A 26370-nucleotide genomic window follows, 5' to 3' on the forward strand; every position below is an offset into this window, starting at 1 on the left:
AAGCTTAGCCTCGTGGGGTCGGGGATGTGTATAAGGGCCAGGGCCTACAGTGACTACCAGGCTTGCGCCAGCAAGCTGCTGCCCATGAACTACGACCAGGTGCGTCAGACCCAGGTGGGCTTCCCCGGTGGCGGCATCGTGCTGGATCAGGCGGCCAAGGCCCGCCTCGATGTGCTGCTCGAATACATGAAGGCCGACCCCAGCGTCAATCAGGTGGCCTTGGACGGGCATTCCGACAACAGCGGCAATCGGTTGACCAACCGCGACCTGTCCCGCCGGCGGGCACTGGCGGTCGCCGATTACCTCATGGCCCACGGCGTGCCTGAAAGCCAGATAACCGTGCGTTTCCACGGCGAGCGTTATCCGCTGGCCAAGAACAACAGCGCCGGCAATCGCGCCCGTAACCGGCGGGTCAACATCGAACTTGAGCGAGGCCCTGCCCAGGCGCAGCCCACGCAAAAGGCGGTCGAGGCCCCCGCCGCCCCCGCTGCCCCGGCGCAGGCTGCAAGTGCCACCAAGCCGGTCCCGGACAAACCCGCCACTGCCAAGTAGCGGCCGTCGCGCCATCGACAATTCTTGTCGCTTTGTCGTCAGAAGCTGTCGCGCCTCTATAAATTGAGCCTCAACGCCGTTAGAATCGGGCCTTTTCCGTACAACCCCGTGGAGTGATGGCATGGCGGACGTAAAAAAGGTCGTACTGGCGTATTCCGGCGGCCTTGATACTTCGGTGATTCTCAAGTGGCTGCAAGATACCTACAACTGCGAAGTGGTGACGTTCACCGCCGACCTGGGGCAGGGTGAAGAGGTCGAGCCGGCGCGCGCCAAGGCTCAGGCAATGGGCGTCAAAGAGATCTACATCGACGATTTGCGCGAAGAATTCGTGCGCGATTTCGTATTCCCGATGTTCCGCGCCAACACCGTGTATGAAGGCGAGTACCTGCTGGGTACCTCCATCGCCCGTCCGCTGATCGCCAAGCGTCTGATCGAAATCGCCAACGAAACCGGTGCCGACGCTATCTCCCACGGCGCTACCGGCAAAGGCAACGACCAGGTTCGTTTCGAACTGGGCGCCTATGCCCTCAAGCCCGGCGTCAAAGTCATCGCGCCATGGCGTGAATGGGACCTGCTCTCGCGCGAGAAACTGATGGACTACGCCGAGAAGCACGGTATCCCGATCGAGCGTCACGGCAAGAAGAAGTCGCCTTACTCGATGGACGCCAACCTGCTGCACATCTCCTATGAAGGCGGTGTCCTGGAAGATACCTGGACCGAGCATGAAGAAGACATGTGGCGTTGGAGCGTTTCGCCCGAAAACGCCCCAGACCAGGCAACCTACCTTGAGCTGACCTACCGCAACGGCGACATCGTCGCAATTGACGGCGTAGAGAAGAGCCCGGCCACCGTGCTGGCCGATCTGAACCGTATCGGCGGCGCCAACGGCATCGGTCGACTGGACATCGTCGAAAACCGCTACGTGGGCATGAAGTCGCGTGGCTGCTACGAGACCCCTGGCGGCACCATCATGCTCAAGGCGCACCGCGCCATCGAGTCGATCACCCTGGACCGCGAAGTCGCCCACCTCAAAGACGAGCTGATGCCCAAGTACGCCAGCCTGATCTACACCGGTTACTGGTGGAGCCCGGAGCGGGTCATGCTCCAGCAGATGATCGACGCGTCCCAGGTCAATGTGAACGGTGTCGTACGCCTGAAGCTCTACAAGGGCAACGTTACCGTGGTCGGCCGCAAATCCGACGATTCGCTGTTCGATGCCAACATCGCCACCTTCGAAGAAGACGGCGGTGCCTACAACCAGGAAGACGCAGCGGGCTTCATCAAGCTCAATGCGCTGCGTATGCGTATCGCTGCGAACAAGGGCCGTTCGTTGCTCTGATCCAGCAAGCCGTTCTTCAAAAACCCGGCCTGGTGCCGGGTTTTTTGCCTTTACTCGAGCGGGCTGACTGAAAGCCGGACACATTGCCCTCTTGGCACATTGCAGAACTGCCAGGTGCGAGCCGGCTCAGGCGCTTGGGCGAGCGCTTGCAACAACTCTTTTTCCATCAACTGACTCGCCTCTGGCCCGCTGAACATGAAGGTCACCGGCTCGCCGTGCACGATTGCGCTTGCGGTTGGCAGGGTCGTGGACGTGATCTTCCGGGCGCTCTGCGCACTGTCCACTGATTCGATACGCGATCCAGCAGGCGTATAGAAAGACTTGTGATTGAAGTTCAGCGTCAAGAAGAACAGGGCGGTCAGGAAGAAGGGAAAACCAACCAGAAACCATGTATACAGCGTCTGGCTGGCTTCGCTGAGAAAGGGCAAGGTAGCCAGGGCGGAGGCTTCGATTATGCCCGCAAAGATAGCGACGATTGTTAGCGGAGCAACGGGTTGTGCTTGATTCATGGAGCCTTCTCCTGCGCTTTCGTACATCTATAACCTAGGTCCTTGCTCAGCTAAACCCTGCACCGTTTCCCATACCGGGCCTGCGCCTGCCAAGCGCTTCAAGCGTCACGAACAACGGTGTCAGTGTTTGATGTGGAAGTTGTCGGGAGTTGTCCTCTAAGGGAGTTCTTATTCGCTTTTATTAATTAGCTTGTAACAACTCTTCATCTTGTGTGTAGGAAACTTCCGTAAGTTTAGTAAGCCGTGTCTGTACGTCCATTTCTAGGCGAAAATGCCGCGCCATGAGTTCTTCTCTCGGTTATCGTGGCCTGCCAATGCAACAGCAATGAATGGATATCGCATGAACAAAGTGCTTATCGTGGATGATCACCCTGTGATACGTCTGGCCGTACGCATGCTGATGGAGCGGCATGGGTACGATGTCGTCGCTGAAACGGACAACGGAGTGGCCGCGCTGCAACTGACACGGCAACATCTTCCCGATATCGTCGTGCTGGACATCGGCATACCCAAGCTCGACGGCCTCGAAGTCATAGCCCGCATGGCCAGTTCAAGCCCATGCAGCAAAGTACTCGTACTGACCTCCCAGGCACCCGGCAACTTCTCGATGCGGTGCATGCAGGCAGGGGCGGCAGGGTACGTGTGCAAGCAACAGGAACTGACCGAGCTGCTCAGCGCGATCAAGGCGGTGTTGTCGGGCTATAGCTACTTCCCCAACCAGGCGCTGCATGCCTCGCGAGGGCGCAGCGGCGGCAGTGAAGCGGAAATGGTCAACCGCCTTTCGGCAAGGGAGATGACAGTGCTTCAGCAATTGGCGCGGGGCCGGTCGAACAAGGAAATCGCCGACAGCATGTACCTGAGCAACAAGACGGTCAGTACTTACAAATCTCGGTTGCTGCTCAAACTCAACGCACGGTCATTGGTGGACCTGATCGAACTGGCGCAGCGACACGGGTTGAACTGATGGTATGCAGAGCCTCCTGCAGGAGGGCTCTGCACCGAATTCGAGGCCTGAACGGAGAGGGAGCGGGTCTTTCGGAGGCCCGCCAGCAAGCACCTACCTAGAGATCGTAATCGAAATCGGCCAGCTGCCTCTGCAGTCGACGTTCTTCCAACAGATTGTCGATGGTGCGACGTTTGCTCAGATTGGTTTTCGCCGGTTCCACTTGCGGCTCGACTTCTTCTTCAGCTGTCACAAAATCATCTTCAATCGCGAGGTCGTCTTTATCAGTGCTCATGAGTCGCTCCACGGCAAGGGCCAATGGCCGACCTTATAACCATAAAGCGAGCGATGGTAAAAAAGATTTTTTCAATCGAAGCGCAGTTTTTTTACTATTGCTTCAATCATCAGAGGTCTTGTGCTTGAATTCGCACAGGTCCTCGATTCGGCAACTGCCGCATCTGGGCTTACGCGCCTGACAGACATAGCGGCCGTGCAAGATCAACCAATGGTGTGCGTCGAGCAAGTAATCCTTGGGGACGAACTTGAGCAGTTTTTTTTCCACCTCCAGCACCGTCTTGCCCGGGGCGATGCCCGTGCGATTGCTGACGCGGAAAATATGGGTATCCACCGCCATGGCCGGTTGGCGAAACGCCGTATTGAGCACTACGTTGGCTGTCTTGCGGCCAACGCCCGGCAAGGCTTCGAGGGCCTCGCGCGTGTTCGGCACCTGCCCGTCATGCCGCTCCATGAGCAGGCGACAGGCCTCGATGACGTTTTTGGCCTTGCTGTTGTAGAGCCCAATGGTCTTGATGTACTGGCTCAGTCCGTCGACACCGAGCGCGTAGATAGCCTCAGGGGTGTTGGCAACTGGAAAAAGCCGCGCTGTCGCCTTGTTCACACCCACATCGGTGGATTGCGCGGAGAGAGTCACGGCTACCAACAGCTCGAAGGGTGTGGTGTAAGCCAGCTCGGTTTTGGGTGTCGGGTTGTCTTCGTGCAGTCGACGGAAGATTTCTCGACGTTTGACGGCATTCATGAATTCGTAGCGTTCCTGGAGAACATAAGCAGGCCGTTGGACTTGGCCGCTCTAGGCAAAGCGCAGCAGCCGGTGGCTGGGCGCCATTGTCGCAAGGCAGGGGCCTGCTGCAGGCCCCGCTTATGAGTCACTTGATGCGCTGACCGGGCTTGGCGCCGCTGTCGGGGCTGAGCAGGTAGATTTCTTCACCGCCAGGGCCGGCGGCCATCACCATTCCCTCGGAAACCCCAAAGCGCATTTTACGTGGCTTGAGGTTGGCGACCATCATGGTCAGCCGGCCTTCGAGCTGAGCGGGGTCAGGGTAGGCTGACTTGATGCCGGAGAAGACGTTGCGGCGCTCATCACCGATGTCCAGGGTCAACTGCAGCAGCTTGTCAGCACCCGGTACGGCCTCGGCCTTGACGATCAGTGCCACGCGCAGGTCGACAGCGGCAAAGGTGTCGAAGTCGACTTCCGCCGACAGCGGGTCCTTGTGCAGCTCGCCATTACCCACAGGTGCCTTGGGCTCCTCGGCGGCCAACAGGTCCTCCTTGCTGGCCGCGATCATGCCTTGCACCTTGGCAGGTTCAATGCGGCTGAGCAGGGCCTTGAATGGGTTGAGTGAGTGATTTTCCAGGCGCGAACGGTGATCGTCCCAGGTCAAGGGAGCCACATTCAGGAAAGCCTCGGCATCGGCCGCAAGCACTGGCAGCACAGGCTTGAGGAAGATCACCAACTGACGGAACAGGTTGATGCCCTGGGCGCAGATGGCTTGCACCTCATCTTGCCTGCCTTCCTGCTTGGCCAGCGACCAAGGCGCTTTTTCGGCAATCCAGGCATTGGCGCGGTCGGCCAGTGCCATGATCTCGCGCATGGCGCGTGCGAAGTCTCGGCCCTCGTACGCCTCGGCAATTGACGGTGCGGCTGCCAGGAAGGCTTCGGTCAGCTCTGGAGCTGCATCACCGGCCACCATCACGCCGTCGTTGCCTTTATGGATGAACCCGGCACACCGGCTGGCGATGTTGACCACCTTGCCCACCAGGTCGGAGTTGACCTTCTGCACAAAGTCCTCAAGATTCAGGTCCAGGTCATCGACCCCGCGACCGAGTTTGGCGGCATAGTAGTAACGCAGGTATTCGGGTTGCAAATGGTCGAGGTAGGTACGGGCCTTGATGAACGTGCCCCGCGACTTGGACATCTTCGCACCGTTGACGGTGAGGTAGCCGTGCACGTTGACCGCAGTCGGCTTGCGCAAGCCAGCGCCTTCGAGCATGGCGGGCCAGAACAGGGCATGGAAATTGACGATGTCCTTGCCGATGAAGTGGTAAAGCTCAGCGCTGGAGCCTTGGTTCCAGAAGGCATCGAAGTCCAGGTCCGGGCGACGCGCGCACAGGTTCTTGAAACTCGCCATGTAGCCGATCGGCGCGTCCAGCCAGACGTAGAAGTACTTGCCAGGCTCGCCAGGGATCTCGAAACCGAAATAAGGCGCGTCCCGGGAGATGTCCCACTCCTGCAGACCGGCATCCAGCCATTCGGCGAGCTTGTTGGCCACGGCGTCCTGCAACGTGCCGCTGCGCGTCCATTGCTGGAGCATGGCCTGGAAGTCGGGCAGCTTGAAGAAGAAGTGCTGGGAGTCGCGCAGCACCGGTGTAGCACCTGAAATGGCAGACTTGGGGTCTTTCAATTCGGTCGGTGCATAGGTCGCGCCGCATTTTTCGCAGTTGTCGCCATACTGGTCTTCGGCCGCGCACTTCGGGCACGTGCCCTTGATGAAGCGGTCTGCCAGGAACATGCCCTTTTCAGGGTCGAAGTATTGGGTCACCGAGCGAGTGGAGATATGCCCCGCCTCGCGCAGCCGGGTATAGATCATGCCCGACAGCTCACGGTTTTCTTCGCTGTGGGTGGAGTGGAAATTATCGAAGTCCACCAGGAAATCGGCAAAGTCGGCGCTGTGCTCGGCCTGTACGTTGGCGATCAGTTGCTCTGGCGTGATGCCTTCCTTTTCGGCTCGCAGCATGATGGCCGAGCCGTGTGCATCATCGGCACAGACATAGATGCACTGATTGCCGCGCAGCTTTTGAAAGCGGACCCACATGTCTGTCTGGATGTACTCGAGCATATGGCCAAGATGGATCGATCCATTGGCATAGGGCAGGGCGCTGGTGACGAGAATCTGACGTGGCTCGGACATGGTGGCTCGGCTACTTATCTGGCGACGGGTGAAAATGAGGATGATCGGCCACTATAAAGGGCTGACGAATATATTTCACCCCGCGCACGCATCTGCTGACGATTGACGGGTTAGGATAGGCGCTTGTTTTACATTCAGTTTGCCAATGGGAGTGTCCATGAGTGCCCTCAATCGCGCCGCCATCGAAGGCGTGCTTCGCCAGTACACCGACCCCTATCTCGACCAGGACCCGGTCACTGCCGGTTGCGTGAGTGCCATCGAAATCCAGGATGGGTGTGTCAGCGTACAGATGCAGCTCGGCTATGCCGCAGGCCTGTTCAAGCAGGGCTGGGCGCAGGTGCTGGAAACGGCGATCGGTAACCTTGAGGGTGTGACCCGCGCACAGGTGAGCATCGAGTGCGTGATCGCGGCCCACAAGGGCCAGGCCCAAGTGCCCGGCATGGCCAACGTGAAGAACGTCATCGCCGTGGCATCGGGCAAGGGCGGCGTGGGCAAATCCACCACCGCCGCCAACCTGGCGCTGGCACTGGCCCGTGAGGGTGCGCGCGTAGGCATCCTCGATGCGGATATCTACGGCCCCAGCCAAGGCGTGATGTTCGGCATCGCCGAAGGTACGCGGCCGCAGATTCGTGATCAGAAATGGTTCGTGCCTATCCAGGCCCATGGGGTCGAAGTGATGTCGATGGCATTCCTGACCGATGACAATACCCCCATGGTGTGGCGCGGTCCCATGGTCTCGGGGGCGCTGCTGCAGTTGGTCACCCAGACGGCCTGGAATGATCTCGATTACCTGGTCATCGACATGCCGCCTGGCACCGGCGACATCCAGCTGACGCTGGCGCAGAAAGTGCCGGTGGCAGGTTCGGTCATCGTGACCACGCCCCAGGACCTGGCGCTGCTCGATGCCAGAAAAGGCGTGGAAATGTTCCGCAAGGTCAACATCCCGGTGTTGGGCGTGGTCGAGAACATGGCCGTACACATCTGTTCGAACTGCGGCCACGCTGAGCATCTGTTCGGCGAGGGTGGCGGTGAGAAACTCGCCAGCCAGTACGGCGTCGATCTGCTGGCGTCGTTGCCGCTTTCGATGGTGATCCGCGAGCAGGCCGACAACGGCAAGCCTACGGCCATCGCCGAGCCTGAGAGCCAGATCGCCATGGTGTACCAGGAGCTGGCGCGCAAGGTGGGAGCGCGTATCGTACTGCGTGAGGCGGCAGCGCCAGCGATGCCGAGCATCACCATCAGTGAAGACTAGTCGGCTGTAGTACCGCAGCCTTTCAGATCAGGACCAGAGGGCGGCTCGGTGAGCCGCTCGTGCTGACAGGTCGTGCTCATAGGAGGCCAGGCGCCTATCTGTTCAACGGGCGATCCTTGACCATGGTCAGCGCGCCCTGGCGCCTGCTGACTGAGTAGCAGGCATAAAAAAACCCGCCGAAGCGGGTTTTTTTGAAAGCTAGAAAGCTCGATCGACTTAGGCGATCTGAACTTCTTCAGCCTGCATGCCTTTCTGGCCGCGGGTAGCGACGAAAGTAACAGCCTGGCCTTCTTTCAGGGTTTTGAAGCCGTCAGCTTGGATGGCTTTGAAGTGCACGAACAGGTCATCGCCCGACTGAGGGGTGATGAAGCCGTAGCCTTTCTCATCGTTGAACCACTTGACGGTACCGCTTTGACGATTGGACATTTTTCTGTCTCCTTGGACAATTTGATTTCGGTCAGGAAAAACCCTGCCCGGGACTGAGCGCAAAGAGAGCAGAAAATTCAGCGATGGGCCGATCAGGATCGTGCATCAAACTAGAGATTCTCGGTGTCACGTGCAGCACAGTGGCAACACCTTACCCCACTTTGCTCAAGCTGCCAATGGCCAGACGCCGCTTTCCCTGAAAAGAGATCGACGGCGGCTGCAAGCCACGCCTCGCGGGCACTGTAGCCGCGGCGGGCGGCAAACGCAGGATGGAACTTTGAAGACCGCGCCGGGACCGGTAAGATGCGCGTCTATCTTTACCTTGCAGACTCTTCAGGACATCCCGCCATGAGCATCAAATCGGACAAGTGGATTCGCCGCATGGCGCAGGAACACGGCATGATCGAGCCGTTCGTCGAGCGCCAGGTGCGTGGCGAACAGGATAACCGGGTCATCTCTTTCGGTGTTTCCAGCTACGGCTACGACGTGCGCTGCGCCGACGAATTCAAGGTCTTCACCAATATCAACTCGGCCACCGTCGACCCGAAGAACTTCGATGCCGGCAGCTTCGTCGACATCAAGAGCGACGTGTGCATCATCCCGCCCAACTCCTTTGCACTGGCGCGCACCGTGGAGTACTTCCGCATCCCGCGCGACGTGCTGACCATCTGCCTGGGCAAGAGCACCTATGCGCGTTGCGGCATCATCGTCAACGTGACCCCGCTCGAGCCCGAATGGGAAGGCCACGTGACGCTGGAGTTCTCCAACACCACCACGTTGCCGGCCAAGATCTATGCCAACGAAGGGGTAGCGCAGATGCTGTTCCTGCAATCGGACGAGCCTTGCGAAGTGTCCTACCGGGACCGCGGCGGCAAGTACCAGGGCCAACGTGGCGTCACCCTGCCACGCACCTGACCGACAGGCGTCGGGAATTTCATCGGCTTTTGACGCTCCAAGTGGTAACCCTGCCGATTTGCATAAAGCGGGTCGGCTGTTGTCAGGAGGTGCCAATGAAACTCCACCCAACGATCAGTGCGAAGTTGGCTGGCTTGCAGCCCAATCACATCGGGCTGCTGTCCTGGTCGCTGTTGGCTGACCCATTGCCGCTGCATGCCGGCGGTGTGCCAGGGCAGCCTGACCCCGACACGCCGCAGCCTGGCCAGCCGGGTGATACGCCTATGGAACCTGGCGAGCCCACCCTTCCCGATGAACCGCCTCCGGCGCCTGTGGCCTGATTCATTTCATAGCGGCCATACCCGGCCGGCACCGGCCAGATAGACCTGGCTGGTGCCGGCGGGCTCGATCTCCCAACCGCCTGTAAACTCTCCGAAAGCTGGCAAAAGGCTGACATGTTCGTCTATTAGGAAGCACGGCAGGCGCAGCCGTTGGCGAGCCCTGCCGCGCAGTACGAAGACCGGGTGGACGTGCCCTGAAAGCACCGTGAGCGCCGGATGCGCCTTGGGTTCGTGTTGCAGGGCGAACGGCCCCACCACGTAAGGTTCGTCTACCACGTCGATCCCCAGCTCAACAGGTGGATCGCCTGCGTTGCGGTCATGGTTGCCGCGTATCAGCACGATGCTCAACCCCGGATGACGCTCTCGCCAGGCTTGCACCCGGGCCAGCGTAGCCGGCGCCCGCGCAGTCCGGGCATGCAGGAAATCACCCAGCACGATCAGTTGCTCGCAGTCATGCTCGGCAAGCAGTGTGTCGAGCCGGGCCAACGTGGCTTCGGTAGTGCCTCTGGGAACAGGTTGGTGCAAGGCCCTGTAGCTTGCCGCCTTGCCGATGTGCACATCGGCCAGCAGCAACGCCTTGCGGGCTGGCCAATACACGGCTTTGTCCGGCAGCAGCCAGAGTTTCTGCCCGGCCAGTTCGATGGCGCAATGTGTCGTCATGTGCGGATCGCCAGGCCGTCGATGGCCAGCGATATGACCGCTACCCCATGAATGCGTTTGGTCGTTATCTGGTTCAACCTGCAATGCTCTCCAATTCCGCTACCATCCGCGCAATGCGGTCTGCCAGTTTTTCCGTGCTGAGGGTTTCACGCAGCCCTTCGACCAGTAGCGCGAACGCCAGCGGCCCGGTGCGCTCCATCACACGCAAGTCCAGCCTGAGGTCGGTCAGTTTCAGCAACTGGGCCCGAAGCCGATCGATTTCCAACTCCTCGCTAAGTACCTCATCACGTGCCTGGCCCAGCAGCAGGTTACCTGCGTCGTGCTTGCGGAACACCTCGTAGAACAACCCGCTCGAGGCCTGGATCTGGCGCATGCTCTTTTGCGCCGCAGGATAGCCACCGAACACCAGCCCAGCGATCTGGGCGATTTCCCGGAACCGGCGCAGCGCCATTTCCCCGGCATTGAGGCTGGCAAGCACATCCTCCAGGAGATCCTCGGTACTCAACGCACGGGGCAAGTAGCTGGCCCAATCCACCGGCCCAGGGCTTAGCAGCTCGAAGCCGTAGTCGTTGACGGCGATGGAAACCGACAGCGGTTGCTCACGGCTGACACGCCAGGCGATCAGGTTGGCCAACCCCATGTTGGCCATGCGCCCGGCAAATGGGTACACGAACAGGTGCCAGCCCTGCCTGGATTTGAATGTCTCTGCCAGCAGGGTCCCTGTCGTCGGCAGCGCCGACCACTGGGCTTGTACCGTGAGCAACGGCCTTACTGCGCGCATTTCAGGGCTGTCGAAGCGACCGTGCGCTGCGGCGTCAAGTTGCTGGACCACAGCATCTGCCAGTTCGCTGGAAAGTGGCATGCGCCCGCCGTTCCAGCGGGCCACCGCCGCCTTGCGCGCATTGCTGCGGCGCACATAGGCGGTCATGTTTTCCACGCGAACCAGCTCCAGCACGCGGCCGGCGAAGACGAATGTGTCCCCGGGCCTCAAGCGTGAGATGAACGCTTCTTCCACGCTGCCCAGGTTCTTGCCGCCACCGCCTTTGCTCCAGTATTTCAGGTGCAGCGAGGCGTCACTGACGATGGTGCCGATGCCCATGCGATGGCGGCGCGCCAGGCGCTCACTGGCGACCCGGAACATGCCGTCTGGGTGCATTTCAACACGTTGATAATCGGGGTAGGCGCTGAGCGAGCTGCCGCCATGGCAAACGAAATCCAGTGCCCATTGCCACTGGCTGTCGCGCAGGTCGGCGAAGGCCCAGGTGCTGCGCACTTCAGCAAGCAGTTGCTGCGGCTCGAACCCGCTGCCCAGGGCCATGCTGACCAGGTGCTGGACCAGTACATCCATGCACAGGCGCGGCGACCGTCGGCCCTCCAGGTGGCCGGCCGCCAGGGCCTGGCGCATGGCGGCGGCTTCCACCAGCTCCAGGCTGTGGGTGGGCACCAGGGTGATACGCGAGCGCCGTCCAGGCGCATGCCCTGAGCGGCCTGCGCGCTGCATCAACCGGGCGATTCCTTTGGCCGAACCGATCTGCAGGACGCGCTCGACCGGCAGAAAGTCCACGCCCAGGTCCAGGCTCGATGTACAGACGACGGCTTTGAGCGTGCCCTCCTTGAGGCTGCGTTCGACCCAATCGCGGGTGTCACGTGCCAGGCTGGCGTGATGTAGCGCGATCAGGCCCGCCCAGTCGGGGCGCTCCTCGAGCAGGGCCTGGTACCAGAGCTCGGCCTGCGCCCGGGTGTTGGTGAACACCAGGCAACTGCTGCTGGCGTCGATTTCCCGGCTCACCTGCTTCAACATCTTCAGGCCGATGTGCCCTGCCCATGGGAAGCGCTCGATGTGCTCAGGCACCAGGGTATCGACCTGCAGCACCTTGTCCTGGCGCCCGCGGACCAGCTGACCACCTTGGGGCAGCAACACGTCCAGGGCATGCTGCAGGTTGCCGAGGGTGGCCGACAGCCCCCAGGTCGGCAGGCCAGGGTGCCAACGCCGAAGGCGGGCCAACGCCAGTTGCAGCTGAACCCCCCGCTTGTTGCCGAGCAGTTCGTGCCACTCATCCACCACCACCATGCGCAGCGTCGCGAAGTCATTGCTGGCCTGTGCCCTTGTCAGTAGCAGGGTCAGGCTTTCAGGTGTGGTGACCAGCACGCTGGGCATGCGCCGGGCCTGGCGTGCGCGCTCGGCGCTGCCGGTATCGCCGCTGCGCACGCCAACGCTCCAGGGCAAGCCCATCTCGTCGATGGGCGCCTGCAGCGCTCGTGCCGTATCGGCGGCCAGGGCGCGCATGGGGGTGATCCAGATGACCTGGAGCGGCGCCGCGTGGCGCCCCTGGGCCTGGGCCTTGAACGCCCGCAGTGCCGCCAGCCAGACCGCATACGTCTTGCCAGCGCCAGTGTTGGCATAGAGCAGGCCCGACTCCCCACGCTCGACGGCGGCCCACACCTTGCGCTGGAAAGCGAACGGCTTCCAGCCGCGTTGAGCGAACCAGGCATTGGCAAGATCGGTGGCGGTGGGCATCAGGCGGGCAGTCCCTCGAAGGCTGTGCTTCTAGAGACCACCGCTGCAAGGCATTGGTTTACTTGTCAGTTGGCCAACAGATTGCCGCTGCGGCACACCTGCTCGCCGGCAACATGGGCGATCACCATGCCTGCCGTGGCCATGCGCCGCACGCTGCGCGCATACAGCAGGCCGGGCTGGCTGTTGCGCAAGGGCATGACGCGATCACTGAGCGGGTCGATGACCTCGGCAATCAGTTGCCCTGCCTCCAGGTACTGACCTGGCTTGGCGTGGTAAACCAGCAACCCGCCCGCAGCGGCCGTGATCGGCTCCACCGCAGCCAGTGGCGTGGCTGGCCAGCGCAAGGGCGGCAGGGCAGGGGCATGGCCCTGTATCACGCCGGCATGGGTCAGGAAGTCGAGAATGGCCTGGCAGTCCTGGCGCGCCAAGTCGTGGCTCACATCCGCCTGGCCGCGCAATTCTAGGGTGACTGAACACGTGCCAGCCGGGATGGGGAAACGTTTGCCAAAGCGCTGTTGCAGCTGCCACCACAGCAGGCTGAAGCACTCGTCGAAAGACTGCCCGCCCGAATCGGTCGCCAACAGACTGGCCTGGGCACCCAGGTAACGGGCCAAGGGCTCGAACTGCGGCCAGGCGTCCGGGGTGGTATAGAGATGTTCGACAGCTTCGAAGTCGCAGTGCAGGTCCAGGACCAGGTCGGCATCGCACGCCAGGCGCTGCAGGATCAGGCGCTGCGCTTGCAGTGGAGTACGCGCCGGATGAGCATCCAGGCCACGGCGCAGGTATTCGCGGATCAGGGCCTGATTGTGGAGCGGGTCCTGGGTCAGGTGGGCCTCGACCTGATCACCGATGCTGTCTGACAGGTCGACGAAATTGCGGTTGAAGTTCTCGCCACTTTGCAACTCGAACCGGCCCAGCGGGGCGTCGAGCAGCACCTGCTCAAGGCCTACCGGGTTGGCAACCGGCACCAGGATGACCTCGCACTGCAGGCGGCGTTGCTGGTCCAGTTCCAGCAACTGGCGCTTGAGGTGCCAGGCCACTAGCATGCCGGGCAATTCGTCAGCATGCAGCGAGGCCTGGATGTACACCTTGCGGCCACCGCGTGGCCCGAAGTGGAAGCTGTGCAGTTGGCGGGTTACCCCCGGAACAGGGGAGAGGATGTCGTGGGTCGAGTGGTGCATGATGGTCCTGAATACGGGGCTGGAACGGTCTGGAGCACGGGCTGAGCCTTCAGATGAAAGCACAATTTCGCTGCCAGCGCCTCACGCCCGCCCCTCACAGCTGCCTGTGATCCCTGATCAGGCCAGCAAGGCCTGTAAGGTCGCCAGGTCGTCGGCCTCCTCGACAGGCTTGTCCAGGCGCCAGCGCAACATGCGTGGAAAGCGCACGGCGATGCCGCTCTTGTGGCGCTTGGACAGAGCAATGCCTTCAAAGCCCAACTCGAACACCAGCGTGGGCGTTACGCTGCGCACGGGGCCGAAGGTTTCCTGGGTGGTCTTGCGCACGATGGCATCGACCTTGCGCATCTCTTCGTCGGTCAGGCCGGAATAGGCCTTGGCGAAGGGGATCAACGTGCGGTCCGGGGTGCCGGCAGGGCCGTCCCAGACTGCGAAGGTGTAGTCGCTGTACAGGCTGGCGCGCCGTCCGTGGCCACGCTGGGCGTAGATCAGCACGGCGTCGACGCTGAACGGATCGATCTTCCACTTCCACCAGGTGCCCATGTCTTTGGTGCGACCAACGCCATACAGTGCCTCGCGCTGCTTGAGCATCATGCCTTCCACGCCCAGGCTGCGTGACTGCTCCCGCTGCCGGGCAAGGTCTGCCCAGTCGGGCCCTTGCAGCAGCGGGGAAAGCAGTACGGGTGCCAGTGGGCAGGCTTCAAGCACACGTTCGAGTTGCGCGCGCCGCTCATGCTGCGGGCGACTGCGCCAGTCCTCGCCTTGCCACTCCAGCAAGTCATAGGCCTGCAACACCACCGGGGCATCGCTCAACAATTTCTTGCCCAAGGTCTTGCGACCCAGGCGTTGCTGCAGCAGGGCGAAGGGCTGAACGGAGGCCTCTGCCTTGGCATCGCTCGCTTTCCAGACCAGGATCTCGCCATCGAGCACCACGCCATCGGGCAGGGTCTGGGCCAGGCTCTGCAACTCGGGAAAACGTTCGGTGACCAGCTCCTCGCCGCGCGACCATACCCACAGCTGCCCGTCGCGCTTGACCACCTGTGCCCGGATGCCATCCCACTTCCATTCGATTTGCCACGCGCTGGGCGGCCCGAGCAGCGTATCGAACTGTTCGACCGGGGCCTGCAGGGGGTGCGCGAGAAAGAAGGGATAGGGCTGCCCGCCACGCTGACTATGCTCGTCGGCAGATTCGGGCGCTATCAGTTGAAGGTAGCGCTCGGCGGTTGGCCGGTGGCTGATGTCGGTATACCCGACCAACCGCTGGGCTACCCGCTTGGCGTCCAGTTCCGCCAACTGAGCCAGGGCGCGTGTGACCAGCAGTTTCGATACGCCGACGCGGAAACTGCCGGTGATCAGCTTCAGGCACAGCATCAGGCTAGGGCGATCCAGCCGTGCCCACAGAGGTGGCAGACGTTGCTGAAGTTCCTCCGGGGGCAGGCCGCGCAACGGCAGCAGGTAGGTTTCGACCCAGTGCGCCAGACCTTCGTCATCGCCCTGCTGGGTGTCGGGCAGCAACAGCGAAATGGTCTCGGCCAGATCGCCCACCGCCTGGTAGCTTTCCTCGAACAGCCAGTCCGGCAACCCTGCCATCGCGCCGGCCAGTTCGCGCAATACCCGGGTGGGCACCAGCTGACGCGGGCGCCCGCCAGCCAGGAAATACACGGCCCAGGCGGCGTCGTGGGCCGGTGCGCTGGCGAAGTATTCACGCAGGGCCTGAAGCTTGGCATTGCTGGAGGTGGTGCCATCGAGACGCAAGTACAATTCGGCAAAGGCTTTCATGCGCCCTTCTCCCCGGCTGCGGCGTCATCTTCCTCACCGTATTCGGTGACGAATGCGCGGGCGTCGAGCCCCTGTTCATTCAGGTAGCGCACCAGCACGCCCACCGATCCGTGGGTGACCATGACCCGTTCGGCGCCCGTCTGGCCGATGGCCCACAGCAGCCCAGGCCAATCGGCGTGGTCCGAGAGCACGAAGCCTTTGTCCACACCGCGTCTGCGCCGGGTGCCGCGCAGCAGCATCCAGCCACTGGCGAACGCGTCGCTGTAATCGCCGAAGCGCCGCATCCAGCTGCTGCCGCCAGCGGACGGCGGGGCCATCACCAGGGCCGTGCGCAACAGCGGGTCGTTGCGTGCAATGTCGCCGGCATAGCGGGTTTCGGGCAGGTACACCCCCGCTTCGCGATACACCCTGTTCAGCGGCTCGACGGCACCGTGCACCAGGATCGAGCCAATGCTGGGGTCCAGGCCATGCAGGATGCGCTGCGCCTTGCCGAAGGCATAGCAGAACAGCACGCTGGCCTTGCCCTGTTCGCTGTTGGCCCGCCACCAGGCATTGATGCCGGCGAAAACATCCGCCTGGGTCGGCCAGCGGTAGATGGGCAGGCCAAACGTCGATTCGGTGATGAAGGTATGGCAGCGCACTGGCTCGAAGGGCGCGCAGGTGCCGTCTGGCTCGACCTTGTAGTCGCCCGAGGCCACCCAGACCTCGCCCTGGTATTCCAGGCGCACCTGTGCCGATCCCAACACATGCCCGGCAGGGTGCAGGCTCAGGGTCACGCCGTGGTGCAACAGGCGCTCGCCGTAAGGCAGGGTCTGCAAGTTGATGTCCATGCCCAGGCGGCTGCGCAGGATACCGGCGCCGGGGTCTGCGGTGAGGTAGTGGCGATTGCCGGAACGCGAGTGGTCACCGTGGCCGTGGGTGATCACGGCGCGGTCTACCGGCCGCCAAGGATCGATGTAGAAATCGCCGGGCGGACAGTACAGGCCTTCGGGTCGAGCGATGACGAGGTCCATGGCACACGCACTGGTAGGGAGTTACCAGTTAGGAGCCGCAGCGGCCAAGGGAAGTTCGACCGGTGGTTTGTTCATCCCTTGACCGTCGCAGCTGCTGCACGCCGCGGACCTTTTCTACTTGCCCGGTACCAGGGTCAGGCGCTGGGTGCCATAGGCACGTGCGAAGTGCTGGGGCGCAAGCGGCATGACCGCGAAGCGGCCCTTGAACCAGGCATCGAGGCCATCCCCATGATGCGGGCTGGCCGGGTTGCCGGACTGGCCGCTGCTGGTCAGCACCTGCAGGGGTTCAGCCTGGCTGAAGTCCACGATCAGCCGCGCCGATGCCGGCAGGCGGGTGACGAAGTCGCTTCCCCAGGCGTAGGGGGTAAAGGCGAGCGTGCTGAAGTCGCCGCCTGCAGGCTGTGCCGGGCGGCCGATGGCATCTCCCAGCCCGTGGTAGGCCGGTGCAGGCCATTGGTATTGGTGCAGTTTGCCCCATTGCCAGGCGCTGCGATCGGCGCCTAGTTGGGCGATGCCCGTGTCCATTGCCGCAACCAGGCTGCGGGCCAGGATGGCGGGTTTGTCTTCCTTCTGGGGCGTACCGCGGTCGTCCCAGAACGGGCTGTCATCCCGGCCCAGCAGGTGATCGGCCTGTGCCGAGAACGACAGGCGTGCATTGCTCACGAATGCCTGCCAGGCCGCCCCGGACTCCGGCCCCAGTTCATCGAGGAACGTCTGACGGGCCGCGGCCTGGAGGAACAGGGCGTACAGCGCAGCATCGGACGACATCGGGCTCAAGCGGCCATCGAATGCCTTGAGCCTGGCCAGTGCCGTACGGGCCTTGTCGCGCTGATCGGCGGGCAAGGCATTGATGGCCTGCTGCAGCGGGCCTGCCATGCCTGGCGCTTCGAACATCTGCTTGAGCTTGCCGGCCAACAAGGTGACCTGATCGTTCTGCAACGCCATCAGGCTGCGGCCATCAAGGCGGCCATTGCCAGCGAGTTGGCCCAGGCGCTCGGCACGCTCCGGGTAGTACCAGCTGCTCGACAGCTGCATGCCGTAGCCGCGCGGCAGGCTGCGCTGGTTGGCGTGGCCGATCCAGCCAGCGGTCGGGTCCTGGTCGTACGGGTGCAGCATGGGGTCGGCATAGCCATCCCAGTCATAGCGCCCATCCCATCCCGGCGAAGGCAACAGGCCTTGGCCTTCTCGGCGGTTGGGGTAGCGCCCGCTCACCTGCCAGCCAATGTGCGAAGGTTCGGCAAAGACGAAGTTCAGCGCAGCAGCCGTGATATCACGGGTGCTGTCGAACGCGCGCTCCACGGTCTTGGCACGGGTCAGGTCGAACAGTGCATCAAGGCTGCGATCACCTTTGAACTGCGGCAAGTTCAGGGCAAGGCCCAGGCTGGCATTGCCTGGCTGGCCGAGTAGCGTGCCATGACGCGTGTCATGCATCACTTCGCGCTGTGGGCGCTCGCCGCGCACCAGGAAGGTCTCGGTGTGTGCCCTGGCTGCAACCCATTTGCCGTCCGCCAGGTAACTGACCTGGTTGCCTTGGTGGCGCAGCTTTTCCAGGAACAGGTCCTGGTTGTCGGCCATCACCGCGCTGCTGGTCCATGCCAGCTGGCCGTTGTAGCCAGCCAGCACGATCGGCAGGCCCGGCAGCGACAGGCCGGCCACCTGGTACTTGCTGGTGTGGATCTGTACCGGGCTCAGCGCCCAGACTGCACGGCTGTCGCTGGCCAGCAGGCTCTTGCCGCTGCGGCTGCGTTGCGGGCCGATGGCCAGGTTGGTTGAACCGGGGCTACCCAGCAGGTCAAGGTCGACCAGTTTCTGGCTGGCAGCTGCCAGGGCAGACAACCCCGGCAACTGACTGGCAAGGTCCAGGCCCTTGAGCTTGGCTGCTTCGCCTTCGGCCAGCGGTTCGTCGGCGGCGCCGGGCAGCAGCCAGGCCAGCTTGTCACTGCCGACTTTCTGCGCCAGGGTCAAGGCGCTGATCTCTTCTTGCAGGTTGACCGACTGGCTGAAGGCATACAACGCGAATATCAGCGCGGAGTCTTCAGGCTGCCAGTATTCGGGGCGGTAGCCGCTGTTGGCCAGGTCCGCCGGCAGCTTGTCGCGGTAGCGGAACAGGTAGGCGTTGACCCCGCGCGCATAGACGTCGAAGAAGCGCTTGAGCCGTGGCGATGCGTCGGCGTACAGCTGTGCCGCGCTTTGCTTGAGGTTGGCGGCGCGCATCAAGCGGTCGATATCCAGTGCATCGCGGCCGGCCACTTCAGACAGCCGCCCCTGGGCCAGCAACCGCATGGCAACCATTTGCTCGATCCGGTCCCCGGCATGCACGTAGCCCAAGGTGAACAGCGCGTCATGGAATGTGCTGCTCTCGATCAGCGGAGCGCCCATGGCATTGCGCCTGACCGACACGTTCTGGGCCAGGCCCTTGAGCGGCTGCACGCCGCTGGCCGGCGGCAGGCTGTCCTGTTGGGCAGTGGTCTGGCAACCGGCCAGGCCAAGTGAACCGAGCAGCAGGGCAGCCGTTGCAGCGCGCGGGCGGAAAAAGAAAAGGGCGGGGGCGGCCATGGCAAGGCTCCTGCAAGGCATAGCGGGGATGGAAAGGCGCTAAGGTAGTGAGCAGGCCGCGTGGGTGCAAGGCCTGCCCTGGCTTTATTTCGGCACATCGGCCCAGCGCTGGATGAGTGGCAAGACCCTGTCGGCCATTTGCCAATCCCCGGCCGTGACGCCGGGGTATCCAGGGGCGCGTTGCAGCGGGTCAAACTTCGAAATGCACAGCCATGGCGTCGGAAAAGTGCGTGCAGTTGATGCGGGTGTACCGAACGTAGTTGCGCGTGATCGCAAAGGATTCGCCAGGCATCAGCAGTACATCGTGCTGTTCGAGTTGGCGCAAGAAAGGATGCAGGTTGGCAATATCGGGGTGATGGACCCACAGGAACATGCCGCCGTGCGGCGTGATGTCGAAGCGCCAGCCGCGGTCTGTCAGCGTGCGCTGGGTCTGAACCTGCTGTCGAATCAGGCGTTGCTGCAAGTCGCTCATGTGCCTGGCGTAGGTGCCGTCGGTGAGGATCGTATTGACGAAGCGCTCGCAGAATGCAGGCACGGCCACGCAGGTGAGCAGTTTCAGGCGCATGAGCGGTTCGACCAGTGCAGCCGGGCAGGCGATGTAACCCACGCGCAGGGAGGCGGACAGGCACTTGGAGAAGCTGCCGATATAGATGACCTGCTGCAGGTTGTCCAAGCCGGCGAAGGTCTGGCGCACACCCGGGCTGAAGTCGCCGTACACGTCGTCTTCGACGACGTAGAAGCCGTGTTCGATCGCCAGTCTCAGCACGCCGAAGGCGTTGTGCGGGCTGACGTTACTGCCGGTGGGGTTGTGGAATGTGCTGTTGCAGAAGAAGGCCTTGACCTTGTGCTGGGCCAGGCGCCGCTGCATGTCTTCAAGGTCCGGACCGTCCTGCAGTCGACGGATGCCGACCACGTGCCCCCCGGCCAGCTCGATCAGCTTGATCAGGTTGCCGTTGCAAGGCTCGTCGACGAACACGTGATCGCCAGGGGCGATCAGCAGGCGGGCCACCAGGTCCAGGGCCTGGGTGGCGCCCAAGGTGCTGATTAATTGCTGCGGGCCTACATCGATCTGGGTCATGCGCCGCAGGTGCACGCACAGCTGTTTGCGCATGGGCAGGTAACCCTGGATGTCGCCATAGTCGGCCAGCGAGCTTTGCTCCAGGCGCGCCGTACGCCGCACGGCCTTGGCCAGCAGCTCGGTGTCGCGCCAGGCAGGGGGCAGCCAGCCGCAGCCGAGCTTGGTGTAGTGCTGGCCGCCTTGCAGCAGCTTGAACAGCGCGTCCCCGGCCATATGCCCGGGCGCCTCGTCCCTGGCTGGCGGCCGAGTGGTGCCGGCCACGAAGTAGCCACGCCCTGGCACGGCCGTCAACAACCCTTCACTGACCAGGCGCCCATAGCTGGACACGACCTCGTGGTAGGTGGCACCCGTGCTGGCCGTGAGCTTGCGAATCGACGGCATGCGTTGCCCCGGCAGCCATTCGCTGGCAGCCAGACGCTGCCGGAGTTGATGAAGGAGAATGTCAGCACGCATCGACTGGCCCGTCAGTGTTAGAAAAAACAGCCTAACAGTTAGCTGGAAACCGCGTCGACTGTTCGCCCGTGGTCAGCCGATCAGTGAGAAGCTTCGGCGCATTCATTGACTGCGCCTTCAGCGAGCACGCCATGACCGAAACCCTGCCAGCACGTACCTACCTGTATTTCATTGCGCAATCGGTCAACCTCACCACGGCTGTGATGTCCGTGACCATGGCAGCCCTTGTCGGTGCTGCCCTGGCGCCCGATCCTGCCTGGTCGACGGTGCCCTACGGGTTTCAGTTTCTCTGCGTGATGCTGGCCACCTACCCGGTGTCGTGGCTGATGGGGCGCATCGGTCGTCGCCGCGCATTCATGCTGGGTGCTCTGCCCTTGGCCGTATCCGGCGTCAGCGGGTTCCTGGCCGTGCAGCACCAGCACTTTTTCGCCTTGATACTCAGCCACTGTGCCTTGGGGGTGTACATCGCGTTCGCCAACTTCAACCGGTTTGCCGCTACCGACAACCTGACACAACACCTCAAGGCGCGAGCGCTTTCACTGGTGGTGGCAGGCGGCGTGATCGCGGCCGTGGCGGGGCCGGCCTTGACCGGGTGGCTCAGGGATGTGGGCGGGTATCCACTGTTCTCGCTGTGCTATGCCGCCTTTATTGGTCTGGCGCTCGTGTCGTGGTTGATAGCCCTTTGCTTGCCCAAGGAGATGCCGGTGAATCGCCCGCAGCAGGGGCTGCAAGCGTCCGAGACGGTGCGACCTGCGCCACGCAGGGTGTTGATGGTGGCAATGAGCGTGGCGGCGCTGGGATACGGCATCATGAACCTGTTGATGATCCAGGCTTCGCTGCACATGAAAGGTATGCACCAGGACTTCGCCGACGTGCGCATGGCCATCCAGTGGCATGTCGTGGCGATGTTTGCGCCGTCGTTCTTCACAGGCAGCATCATTCAACGGTTGGGCATCAAGGTAACGATCTGCGCAGGGTTAGGCCTGTTCGTGGTGAGCACGGCCTTGAACATGGGGTCCAGCAGTTATGCAGTGATGACCGCGGCCCTGATAGCCCTAGGCCTAGGTTGGAACCTGACCTATGTGGGCGGGGGCGCGCTGCTGGCGCAGGCATTGCAGGACAGCCCGTGCGCGATGCGCCTGCAGGGCAAGAATGACCTGGCCATTGCCGTGTGTGCCACGCTCGGGGCCTTTACGCCTTCCTTGTTACTGGACACGGCAGGCTGGAAGGGCACCAACGGTCTGTGCATGGTGCTGTGCCTGGGGCTGTTGCTGGCCACCGCGCTACGGTTGCCAGCCAAGCCGGGCACCTCGGCGCCCAAGCTGCAGACCGCGCCGCGCCCGCGCTAACGGACAGGCGCGGTGCCGTCGAACGGCGGGGCGGCGGTCAGGCGCCGTGGCACTTCTTGAATTTCTTCTCGCTGCCGCACGGGCACGGGTCGTTGCGGCCAACATCCTTGAGGGCGTTGCGCACCGGCTCCTGGTGACCATGGTTGCAGTGCGGCCCATGGACATGGCCGTGATCATGGTGATGATCGTGGTCGTGGTCGCAGTCAGGGCCGTGAACGTGAGGCTGTTGGGACATTGCAGGGTTACTCCAGGTAATGATCGCCGGGCATTATCTCACCACCGCGCAACAAGTGCAGGTTCCGATGGATCAACAGGCCGGTGCCCAGTTCGGCCTTGAGCGTGTATTTCAAAGGCTGGTGGCTCTTGAGCATCTTGGCCAGTGGCTTGAGGCGCTGCCACAGGTTGGTACGGGCGGTGATCTTGAAGGTGCGCTGGTCGTGTCCGCCAACGCTGCGCCACAGGCTGGCTTCGTCCTCTGCCAGCAGCACATCGTTCAACCGCAGGGCATAGGACAGGTTGCGGATGAACAGGCGACTGCCGTTGGGGTTTTCCACCCGCACATGGAGCACGAATTCCTGTTGCAGCAGGCGAGCCTTGACCGTTTCCACCCTGACCAGGTGGATCTCCGGTTGCCGCCAGGGCTCACCGCCCCAACTGACGCAGCCGCCCAGAAGCATCACCAGCAAGGCAGGCAGCAGGACACGCAGGCGGGTCATCATGCTCAGCCACCCACATAGCTGGCGCAGCATTTCTTGAATTTCTGCCCGCTTTGGCAAGGGCAGGGATCGTTGCGCGTGGCGTTCAGGCCCACGGTGGGGTCGATGAAATACCAGCGGCCTTCGTGCTGCACGAAGGCCGAGCGTTCGCGGTGCTGATGATCGCCGTCCTGGTCATGCCAGCGGGCAGTGAAGGTCACGAAGCCGTGCTCGGGCTGGCCACCGATCAGCTCGGCGTCCTCCACCTCCAAGCCCAGCCAGGTGCTCTGGGCACTCCAGGCGGCCATGGCGGCGCGATCAAGGCCGGCCTGCTGGGCTGGCAAGGTGGTCGCCACCAAGTAATCGACCAGCCCCAGCACATAGGCGCTGTAACGTGAGCGCATCAGCGCCTGGGCATCCGGTGCCGGCGTGCCGGCGTGGTAATGCCCGCAGCAGGCGTCGAGCAGGTTGCCACTGCCACATGGGCAGACCGAAACACTCATCATCACCACCAGTATTTGCCGAAGTTTTCAGGGTTGGCCCAGAACCGGGCGTTCAGCCAGTCAGGGACCTGCTTGTAGTCATGTAGATCATAGGTGAACAGGCTCAACACCTGCTGGTCGCGCTGAAACTTCTCGCTGGCCGACAGGGCCAGGGCGAAGAAGTCCGTGTCCTGCCAGCCGCAGGCCGTCAGGTCGGCCAGCACTGCGACTCGACTGGCGTTGAGATTGCGGATGCCACCAAGCAGTTCCAACCCGTTGCGCTTGGGCAGGTGCTCCAGGCAATCGACCAGAAGCGCCAGGTCGAAGCGCTGGGCTGCCAGTTCAGCCGGCAGTGGGCCCGGCGGCGCGCTCGCCAGGCTCGCCTCAGGGTGGGCCAGCAGGAAGGCGTCGAGTGCCGGGAACCGCGTGCCCACCAGCAACACGCGTTGCGGGGTCACGCGCTCGAGCAAGGCGGCGAGCGCCTGCTGTGGCGTGCGTTGGGAAAAACCTTCGGTCATTGCCAGTCCTCATCAAGATCAGCCAAGACTATCGGGCCAGCGCCTGTCGGCATAGGGCTGTGGCATCCGGTCATGGCAAATGGCTGGCAGGCTGCGCAAGCAGCGTCTTTACTGCCCTGATCGGCCACGATGCCGATTCCCCCCTAAAAGAGGCTTTGAAATGAGCATAGTACGCACAGCTGTACCTCTGGTTCTGCTCACCAGTGTGTTGACTGGTTGCGCGGGTTTGCAAAAGACCGACTGGCCCAAATGTGCGGCGGTCGGCGGTGTGGGCGGCGCGGCACTTGGCGCTATCGAAAGCTCGAGTTGGGCAGGCTGGGGTGCACTGCTCGGGGGCGGGCTTGCGGCGGGGGATTGCTGGGCCCATGGGGATGGCGACGAAGACGGCGACGGCGTACCGGACAGCCGCGACAAGTGTCCAGGTACACCGCGCGGCGTCCAGGTCGATGCTAACGGTTGCCCGCCGCCTGCGCCGCAGGTCGAAGCTGTGGTCGTCGAGCAGGTGGTGGTCGAGAAAGAAGAAGTGATCGTCATCCGCGACGTGCATTTCGAATTCGACTCTGCAAAGCTGACCGCTGCCGACAAGCAGCGCCTCAATACCATCGCCACACGCCTGAAGCAGGAAGCGCCTTCGGCCCGCTTGAGCGTAAGCGGCCACACCGACAGCGTGGGCGCCGACAGCTACAACCAGAAACTCTCCGAGCGCCGTGCCCATTCGGTCACCGACTATCTGGTTGAAAGCGGCATCCCGCGCAACAGCTTCGTGTCCGTGGTCGGGGCTGGCGAATCCCAACCTGTTGCCGACAACGCCACCGCCGAGGGGCGTGCCATGAACCGTCGTACGGAAATCAAGATCCAACGGTGAGGCAATGGCGCCCGCGCACCGTTACAGCGCGGGCGCTCTGCAATCGCCTTGGGCGGTAATGGCCGGGGGACTAGACCTTGCCGAGCAGGATATGCGCTGGCGCGGTTCCCGACCGAGCAGTTACTGTGAAACGGTCGCGTTGGCCATCCCGGCAGTACGCCATACGGTGGGGCAGAGCATGAAATTCATCTTGAGCCTGGGCAAGCTCCTGACCATAGTCTTCTGGGGCGTAGTGCTGTACAACCAGATGGTGCCGCAACCTGTGCCGTTGAACCTGTTGATCAACGTCACGGGCTTGATGTTGGCGCTGCTGCACCTGCTCGAAATGCTGGTGTTCAATGCCAGTCTGCGCGGCCGTAGCCATCGCTGGTTCGACCGTCTGCAGATCCTGTTGACGGGCATTTTCCACATCATGTCCATCCCCCGCGCGCAAGAGGCGCCACGAAATGCGTAATCTGATGTTGTTCGCCCTGCTGGCCGCGCCGCTTGCGCAGGCACAGAACCTGGAAGTACCCGCCAATTCCATGCTGCGCCTGCCAACCAAGTCGGCCGAGGTGCACCTGGAGCAGCTCAGGGTGGCGGACGATGCCACCTTGCTGCTTCCCGCCACGCTCGCCTCGCTGACGGTCGATCGGCTGGAGCTGGGCCGTGATGCCCGTATCGCCGTGGCACCGGCCGATACCCCGCTCTTGATCGAGGCCGCCAGTGCCAGCCTGGGTGCTGGCAGTGAGTTCAGTGCGCCGGGCGCGCCTGGGACCTATGAACGTGCCGCGCGTTCAGGGCGCGGGCTTGACCTCAAGCTTGCCCAGCTAGAGGGCGAACAACTGTCCATCGATGCCCGCGGTGGCGCGGGTGCGCCAGGGTTCGCCGGGCTCGATGGCGCCAACGGCCAGGCCGGTGGTTGCACCTGGGGCCGTGCCAGCCGTGGTTTCAACGGGGATGATGGCGGCAATGGCCACGACGGTGCACCGGGTGGTCGAATTCGCCTGAGCGTACCCGAGGCTTTCCCGGCCGATCGCATCAGGGTGCGCCTTGACGGGGGCGCGCCGGGTAAGCCTGGTGCCGCAGGCCAGGCGGGCAAGGGCGGCGCGAGCAAGGGTTGCCTGGTCTACCGCACCTCGCCGGGCCACAGTGGCCGCGCCGGGCAACCGGGTCAGCCAGGCCTTGCCGGGGCTGCTGGCGAGCTGATCCTGCAGCGACTCTGATCGCTGCGGGTACGCTCAGAACATCAGGCGGGCACTGGCCACGGCGACCACGGCCAGGCCCAGCAGCAGGTTCACCCCCACCATCCGGCGGATGCGCCCCAGCACGGCCGCTGCCCCCGGCCAGTCCTCGGCCTGGACCGCCGTTTTCATTTGCGGAAGCAGCAATGCCTGGATGCGCATGAACAGGGCGAACATGACGATACCGCCCCCGATCATCACCTGGACATACCGCGGCGCGGTTTCGAAGCCATTGAAGCGCAGGTGAATCATGCCCACGCCGCTTATCGCCAAAATCGCCACGGCCACCCAGATCCAGCCGAAGAAGCGTCGGAAAACTTCCACCCATAACCGTAGCCTGGCAGGCCCGTCCAGCGCTGCAACCGTTGCCGGGCGCAGCACCATCCAGGCGAAGAACATGCCCCCCACCCAGACCAGGGCGGCCAGAACGTGCAGGGTGTAGGGCAGGGCAAAGGCAGTCATCCGGATCTCCATGCGGCATAAACAGCGTGAGCGGGGTATGATAGCCGCCCTATGCGCGATACTGAAAATATATCCAGCC

27 protein-coding genes are annotated in these 26370 nt (G+C 62.8%); 10 read left to right on the forward strand and 17 right to left on the reverse strand.

The window, feature by feature from the left end; translation table 11 throughout:
* Both ACK59L_RS11555 and ACK59L_RS11560 read left to right on the forward strand, forming a co-directional pair.
* Positions 1 to 552: OmpA family protein (locus ACK59L_RS11555; protein WP_409273701.1), on the forward strand; the 552-nt coding region annotated here is incomplete at its 5' end.
* 121 nt (positions 553 to 673) lie between these two features.
* Complete coding sequence (locus tag ACK59L_RS11560) at positions 674 to 1891, forward strand: argininosuccinate synthase (RefSeq protein ID WP_058606061.1); 1218 nt, start codon at positions 674 to 676, stop codon at positions 1889 to 1891.
* Between the two features lie 50 nt (positions 1892 to 1941).
* Here ACK59L_RS11560 and ACK59L_RS11565 read toward each other — a convergent pair whose 3' ends face one another.
* Positions 1942 to 2400, reverse strand: a complete 459-nt coding sequence (locus ACK59L_RS11565; RefSeq protein ID WP_196136192.1) for a hypothetical protein — start codon at positions 2398 to 2400, stop codon at positions 1942 to 1944.
* Positions 2401 to 2740: 340 nt separating this feature from the next.
* Between ACK59L_RS11565 and ACK59L_RS11570 the strand changes: the two genes are divergently transcribed.
* Positions 2741 to 3364 carry a response regulator transcription factor gene (locus tag ACK59L_RS11570; RefSeq protein WP_058637951.1) on the forward strand — a complete coding sequence of 208 codons (624 nt, stop codon included), beginning with the start codon at positions 2741 to 2743 and terminating at the stop codon, positions 3362 to 3364.
* A gap of 97 nt (positions 3365 to 3461) precedes the next feature.
* Here ACK59L_RS11570 and ACK59L_RS11575 read toward each other — a convergent pair whose 3' ends face one another.
* From ACK59L_RS11575 to metG, 3 genes are all read right to left on the reverse strand, one after another.
* Entirely contained in the window at positions 3462 to 3638 is a 177-nt protein-coding gene (locus ACK59L_RS11575; RefSeq protein ID WP_167339837.1) for a PA3496 family putative envelope integrity protein, read from the reverse strand.
* Positions 3639 to 3740: 102 nt separating this feature from the next.
* On the reverse strand, positions 3741 to 4379 hold the full coding sequence (gene nth / locus ACK59L_RS11580; protein ID WP_409273705.1) for an endonuclease III: 639 nt from the start codon (positions 4377 to 4379) through the stop codon (positions 3741 to 3743).
* A 127-nt stretch (positions 4380 to 4506) separates the two neighbouring features.
* The gene (metG, locus tag ACK59L_RS11585; protein ID WP_409273706.1) at positions 4507 to 6549 is read right to left on the reverse strand and encodes a methionine--tRNA ligase; all 2043 of its coding nucleotides are present in this window, start codon (positions 6547 to 6549) and stop codon (positions 4507 to 4509) included.
* Between the two features lie 157 nt (positions 6550 to 6706).
* On the opposite strand from metG, the gene apbC reads away from it, so the two are divergent.
* Complete coding sequence (gene apbC / locus ACK59L_RS11590) at positions 6707 to 7801, forward strand: iron-sulfur cluster carrier protein ApbC (RefSeq protein ID WP_196136195.1); 1095 nt, start codon at positions 6707 to 6709, stop codon at positions 7799 to 7801.
* Between the two features lie 216 nt (positions 7802 to 8017).
* Here the strand turns inward: apbC and ACK59L_RS11595 are convergent, their stop codons facing one another.
* Positions 8018 to 8227, reverse strand: a complete 210-nt coding sequence (locus ACK59L_RS11595; protein ID WP_016488765.1) for a cold-shock protein — start codon at positions 8225 to 8227, stop codon at positions 8018 to 8020.
* 348 nt (positions 8228 to 8575) lie between these two features.
* Between ACK59L_RS11595 and dcd the strand changes: the two genes are divergently transcribed.
* Entirely contained in the window at positions 8576 to 9142 is a 567-nt protein-coding gene (gene dcd / locus ACK59L_RS11600; RefSeq protein WP_023535255.1) for a dCTP deaminase, read from the forward strand.
* A gap of 95 nt (positions 9143 to 9237) precedes the next feature.
* Positions 9238 to 9462, forward strand: a complete 225-nt coding sequence (locus ACK59L_RS11605) for a hypothetical protein (RefSeq protein ID WP_058606055.1) — start codon at positions 9238 to 9240, stop codon at positions 9460 to 9462.
* A gap of 6 nt (positions 9463 to 9468) precedes the next feature.
* On the opposite strand, the gene pdeM is transcribed toward ACK59L_RS11605, so the two are convergent.
* The 7 genes from pdeM to ACK59L_RS11640 all read right to left on the reverse strand — a co-directional run bounded on the left by pdeM (position 9469) and on the right by ACK59L_RS11640 (position 20697).
* Positions 9469 to 10122, reverse strand: a complete 654-nt coding sequence (gene pdeM, locus ACK59L_RS11610) for a ligase-associated DNA damage response endonuclease PdeM (protein WP_196136196.1) — start codon at positions 10120 to 10122, stop codon at positions 9469 to 9471.
* A 73-nt stretch (positions 10123 to 10195) separates the two neighbouring features.
* Positions 10196 to 12640 (reverse strand): ligase-associated DNA damage response DEXH box helicase, encoded by a 2445-nt coding sequence (locus tag ACK59L_RS11615; protein WP_409273710.1) that lies wholly within the window; start codon positions 12638 to 12640, stop codon positions 10196 to 10198.
* A gap of 65 nt (positions 12641 to 12705) precedes the next feature.
* Positions 12706 to 13821, reverse strand: coding sequence for a succinylglutamate desuccinylase/aspartoacylase family protein (locus ACK59L_RS11620; protein ID WP_409273712.1), 1116 nt, complete (start codon positions 13819 to 13821; stop codon positions 12706 to 12708).
* A 117-nt stretch (positions 13822 to 13938) separates the two neighbouring features.
* The gene (locus ACK59L_RS11625; RefSeq protein WP_196126855.1) at positions 13939 to 15597 is read right to left on the reverse strand and encodes an ATP-dependent DNA ligase; all 1659 of its coding nucleotides are present in this window, start codon (positions 15595 to 15597) and stop codon (positions 13939 to 13941) included.
* Positions 15594 to 16610, reverse strand: a complete 1017-nt coding sequence (locus ACK59L_RS11630; protein ID WP_196136200.1) for a ligase-associated DNA damage response exonuclease — start codon at positions 16608 to 16610, stop codon at positions 15594 to 15596. Before ACK59L_RS11630 ends, ACK59L_RS11625 begins: the two co-directional genes overlap by 4 nt.
* Before the next feature lie 114 nt (positions 16611 to 16724).
* Positions 16725 to 19166 (reverse strand): penicillin acylase family protein, encoded by a 2442-nt coding sequence (locus ACK59L_RS11635; RefSeq protein ID WP_409273715.1) that lies wholly within the window; start codon positions 19164 to 19166, stop codon positions 16725 to 16727.
* A 190-nt stretch (positions 19167 to 19356) separates the two neighbouring features.
* Positions 19357 to 20697, reverse strand: a complete 1341-nt coding sequence (locus tag ACK59L_RS11640) for a PLP-dependent aminotransferase family protein (RefSeq protein WP_409273717.1) — start codon at positions 20695 to 20697, stop codon at positions 19357 to 19359.
* 131 nt (positions 20698 to 20828) lie between these two features.
* Between ACK59L_RS11640 and ACK59L_RS11645 the strand changes: the two genes are divergently transcribed.
* Positions 20829 to 22046, forward strand: coding sequence for an MFS transporter (locus ACK59L_RS11645; RefSeq protein ID WP_409273719.1), 1218 nt, complete (start codon positions 20829 to 20831; stop codon positions 22044 to 22046).
* A 37-nt stretch (positions 22047 to 22083) separates the two neighbouring features.
* On the opposite strand, the gene ACK59L_RS11650 is transcribed toward ACK59L_RS11645, so the two are convergent.
* Genes ACK59L_RS11650 through ACK59L_RS11665 form a run of 4 tightly spaced genes read right to left on the reverse strand, consistent with a single transcriptional unit; the run spans position 22084 to position 23741 of the window.
* The gene (locus tag ACK59L_RS11650; protein WP_023535239.1) at positions 22084 to 22281 is read right to left on the reverse strand and encodes an SEC-C metal-binding domain-containing protein; all 198 of its coding nucleotides are present in this window, start codon (positions 22279 to 22281) and stop codon (positions 22084 to 22086) included.
* A gap of 7 nt (positions 22282 to 22288) precedes the next feature.
* Positions 22289 to 22765 carry an LEA type 2 family protein gene (locus ACK59L_RS11655; protein ID WP_409273721.1) on the reverse strand — a complete coding sequence of 159 codons (477 nt, stop codon included), beginning with the start codon at positions 22763 to 22765 and terminating at the stop codon, positions 22289 to 22291.
* 2 nt (positions 22766 to 22767) lie between these two features.
* Complete coding sequence (locus ACK59L_RS11660; RefSeq protein ID WP_058606045.1) at positions 22768 to 23244, reverse strand: YchJ family protein; 477 nt, start codon at positions 23242 to 23244, stop codon at positions 22768 to 22770.
* 2 nt (positions 23245 to 23246) lie between these two features.
* Complete coding sequence (locus tag ACK59L_RS11665) at positions 23247 to 23741, reverse strand: DUF6231 family protein (RefSeq protein WP_409273723.1); 495 nt, start codon at positions 23739 to 23741, stop codon at positions 23247 to 23249.
* A 160-nt stretch (positions 23742 to 23901) separates the two neighbouring features.
* Here ACK59L_RS11665 and ACK59L_RS11670 point away from each other — a divergent pair, with 160 nt between their 5' ends.
* From ACK59L_RS11670 to ACK59L_RS11680, 3 genes are all read left to right on the forward strand, one after another.
* Complete coding sequence (locus ACK59L_RS11670) at positions 23902 to 24606, forward strand: OmpA family protein (RefSeq protein ID WP_409273725.1); 705 nt, start codon at positions 23902 to 23904, stop codon at positions 24604 to 24606.
* 178 nt (positions 24607 to 24784) lie between these two features.
* Entirely contained in the window at positions 24785 to 25060 is a 276-nt protein-coding gene (locus ACK59L_RS11675; protein ID WP_409273727.1) for a DUF1145 domain-containing protein, read from the forward strand.
* Positions 25053 to 25811, forward strand: a complete 759-nt coding sequence (locus tag ACK59L_RS11680) for a collagen-like protein (RefSeq protein ID WP_167339846.1) — start codon at positions 25053 to 25055, stop codon at positions 25809 to 25811. Before ACK59L_RS11675 ends, ACK59L_RS11680 begins: the two co-directional genes overlap by 8 nt.
* Positions 25812 to 25826: 15 nt before the next feature.
* On the opposite strand, the gene ACK59L_RS11685 is transcribed toward ACK59L_RS11680, so the two are convergent.
* Positions 25827 to 26291: a CopD family protein gene (locus tag ACK59L_RS11685; RefSeq protein ID WP_144966393.1), complete on the reverse strand. Its 465-nt coding sequence runs from the start codon at positions 26289 to 26291 to the stop codon at positions 25827 to 25829.
* Positions 26292 to 26370: the final 79 nt, after the last annotated feature.

Origin of the sequence: Pseudomonas sp. KCJK9111 (genome assembly GCF_046231935.1) — a bacterium.
Classification (GTDB): domain Bacteria; phylum Pseudomonadota; class Gammaproteobacteria; order Pseudomonadales; family Pseudomonadaceae; genus Aquipseudomonas; species Aquipseudomonas parafulva_B.

Bases quoted from the DNA above. Each gene is read 5' to 3' on its own strand.
- ACK59L_RS11560 (WP_058606061.1), top strand. From the start codon at position 674: ATGGCGGACGTAAAAAAGGTCGTACTGGCGTATTCCGGCGGCCTTGAT.
- ACK59L_RS11565 (WP_196136192.1), bottom strand. From the start codon at position 2,400: ATGAATCAAGCACAACCCGTTGCTCCGCTAACAATCGTCGCTATCTTT.
- ACK59L_RS11570 (WP_058637951.1), top strand. From the start codon at position 2,741: ATGAACAAAGTGCTTATCGTGGATGATCACCCTGTGATACGTCTGGCC.
- ACK59L_RS11575 (WP_167339837.1), bottom strand. From the start codon at position 3,638: ATGAGCACTGATAAAGACGACCTCGCGATTGAAGATGATTTTGTGACA.
- nth (WP_409273705.1), bottom strand. From the start codon at position 4,379: ATGAATGCCGTCAAACGTCGAGAAATCTTCCGTCGACTGCACGAAGAC.
- metG (WP_409273706.1), bottom strand. From the start codon at position 6,549: ATGTCCGAGCCACGTCAGATTCTCGTCACCAGCGCCCTGCCCTATGCC.
- apbC (WP_196136195.1), top strand. From the start codon at position 6,707: ATGAGTGCCCTCAATCGCGCCGCCATCGAAGGCGTGCTTCGCCAGTAC.
- ACK59L_RS11595 (WP_016488765.1), bottom strand. From the start codon at position 8,227: ATGTCCAATCGTCAAAGCGGTACCGTCAAGTGGTTCAACGATGAGAAA.
- dcd (WP_023535255.1), top strand. From the start codon at position 8,576: ATGAGCATCAAATCGGACAAGTGGATTCGCCGCATGGCGCAGGAACAC.
- ACK59L_RS11605 (WP_058606055.1), top strand. From the start codon at position 9,238: ATGAAACTCCACCCAACGATCAGTGCGAAGTTGGCTGGCTTGCAGCCC.
- pdeM (WP_196136196.1), bottom strand. From the start codon at position 10,122: ATGACGACACATTGCGCCATCGAACTGGCCGGGCAGAAACTCTGGCTG.
- ACK59L_RS11615 (WP_409273710.1), bottom strand. From the start codon at position 12,640: ATGCCCACCGCCACCGATCTTGCCAATGCCTGGTTCGCTCAACGCGGC.
- ACK59L_RS11620 (WP_409273712.1), bottom strand. From the start codon at position 13,821: ATGCACCACTCGACCCACGACATCCTCTCCCCTGTTCCGGGGGTAACC.
- ACK59L_RS11625 (WP_196126855.1), bottom strand. From the start codon at position 15,597: ATGAAAGCCTTTGCCGAATTGTACTTGCGTCTCGATGGCACCACCTCC.
- ACK59L_RS11630 (WP_196136200.1), bottom strand. From the start codon at position 16,610: ATGGACCTCGTCATCGCTCGACCCGAAGGCCTGTACTGTCCGCCCGGC.
- ACK59L_RS11635 (WP_409273715.1), bottom strand. From the start codon at position 19,166: ATGGCCGCCCCCGCCCTTTTCTTTTTCCGCCCGCGCGCTGCAACGGCT.
- ACK59L_RS11640 (WP_409273717.1), bottom strand. From the start codon at position 20,697: ATGCGTGCTGACATTCTCCTTCATCAACTCCGGCAGCGTCTGGCTGCC.
- ACK59L_RS11645 (WP_409273719.1), top strand. From the start codon at position 20,829: ATGACCGAAACCCTGCCAGCACGTACCTACCTGTATTTCATTGCGCAA.
- ACK59L_RS11650 (WP_023535239.1), bottom strand. From the start codon at position 22,281: ATGTCCCAACAGCCTCACGTTCACGGCCCTGACTGCGACCACGACCAC.
- ACK59L_RS11655 (WP_409273721.1), bottom strand. From the start codon at position 22,765: ATGATGACCCGCCTGCGTGTCCTGCTGCCTGCCTTGCTGGTGATGCTT.
- ACK59L_RS11660 (WP_058606045.1), bottom strand. From the start codon at position 23,244: ATGAGTGTTTCGGTCTGCCCATGTGGCAGTGGCAACCTGCTCGACGCC.
- ACK59L_RS11665 (WP_409273723.1), bottom strand. From the start codon at position 23,741: ATGACCGAAGGTTTTTCCCAACGCACGCCACAGCAGGCGCTCGCCGCC.
- ACK59L_RS11670 (WP_409273725.1), top strand. From the start codon at position 23,902: ATGAGCATAGTACGCACAGCTGTACCTCTGGTTCTGCTCACCAGTGTG.
- ACK59L_RS11675 (WP_409273727.1), top strand. From the start codon at position 24,785: ATGAAATTCATCTTGAGCCTGGGCAAGCTCCTGACCATAGTCTTCTGG.
- ACK59L_RS11680 (WP_167339846.1), top strand. From the start codon at position 25,053: ATGCGTAATCTGATGTTGTTCGCCCTGCTGGCCGCGCCGCTTGCGCAG.
- ACK59L_RS11685 (WP_144966393.1), bottom strand. From the start codon at position 26,291: ATGACTGCCTTTGCCCTGCCCTACACCCTGCACGTTCTGGCCGCCCTG.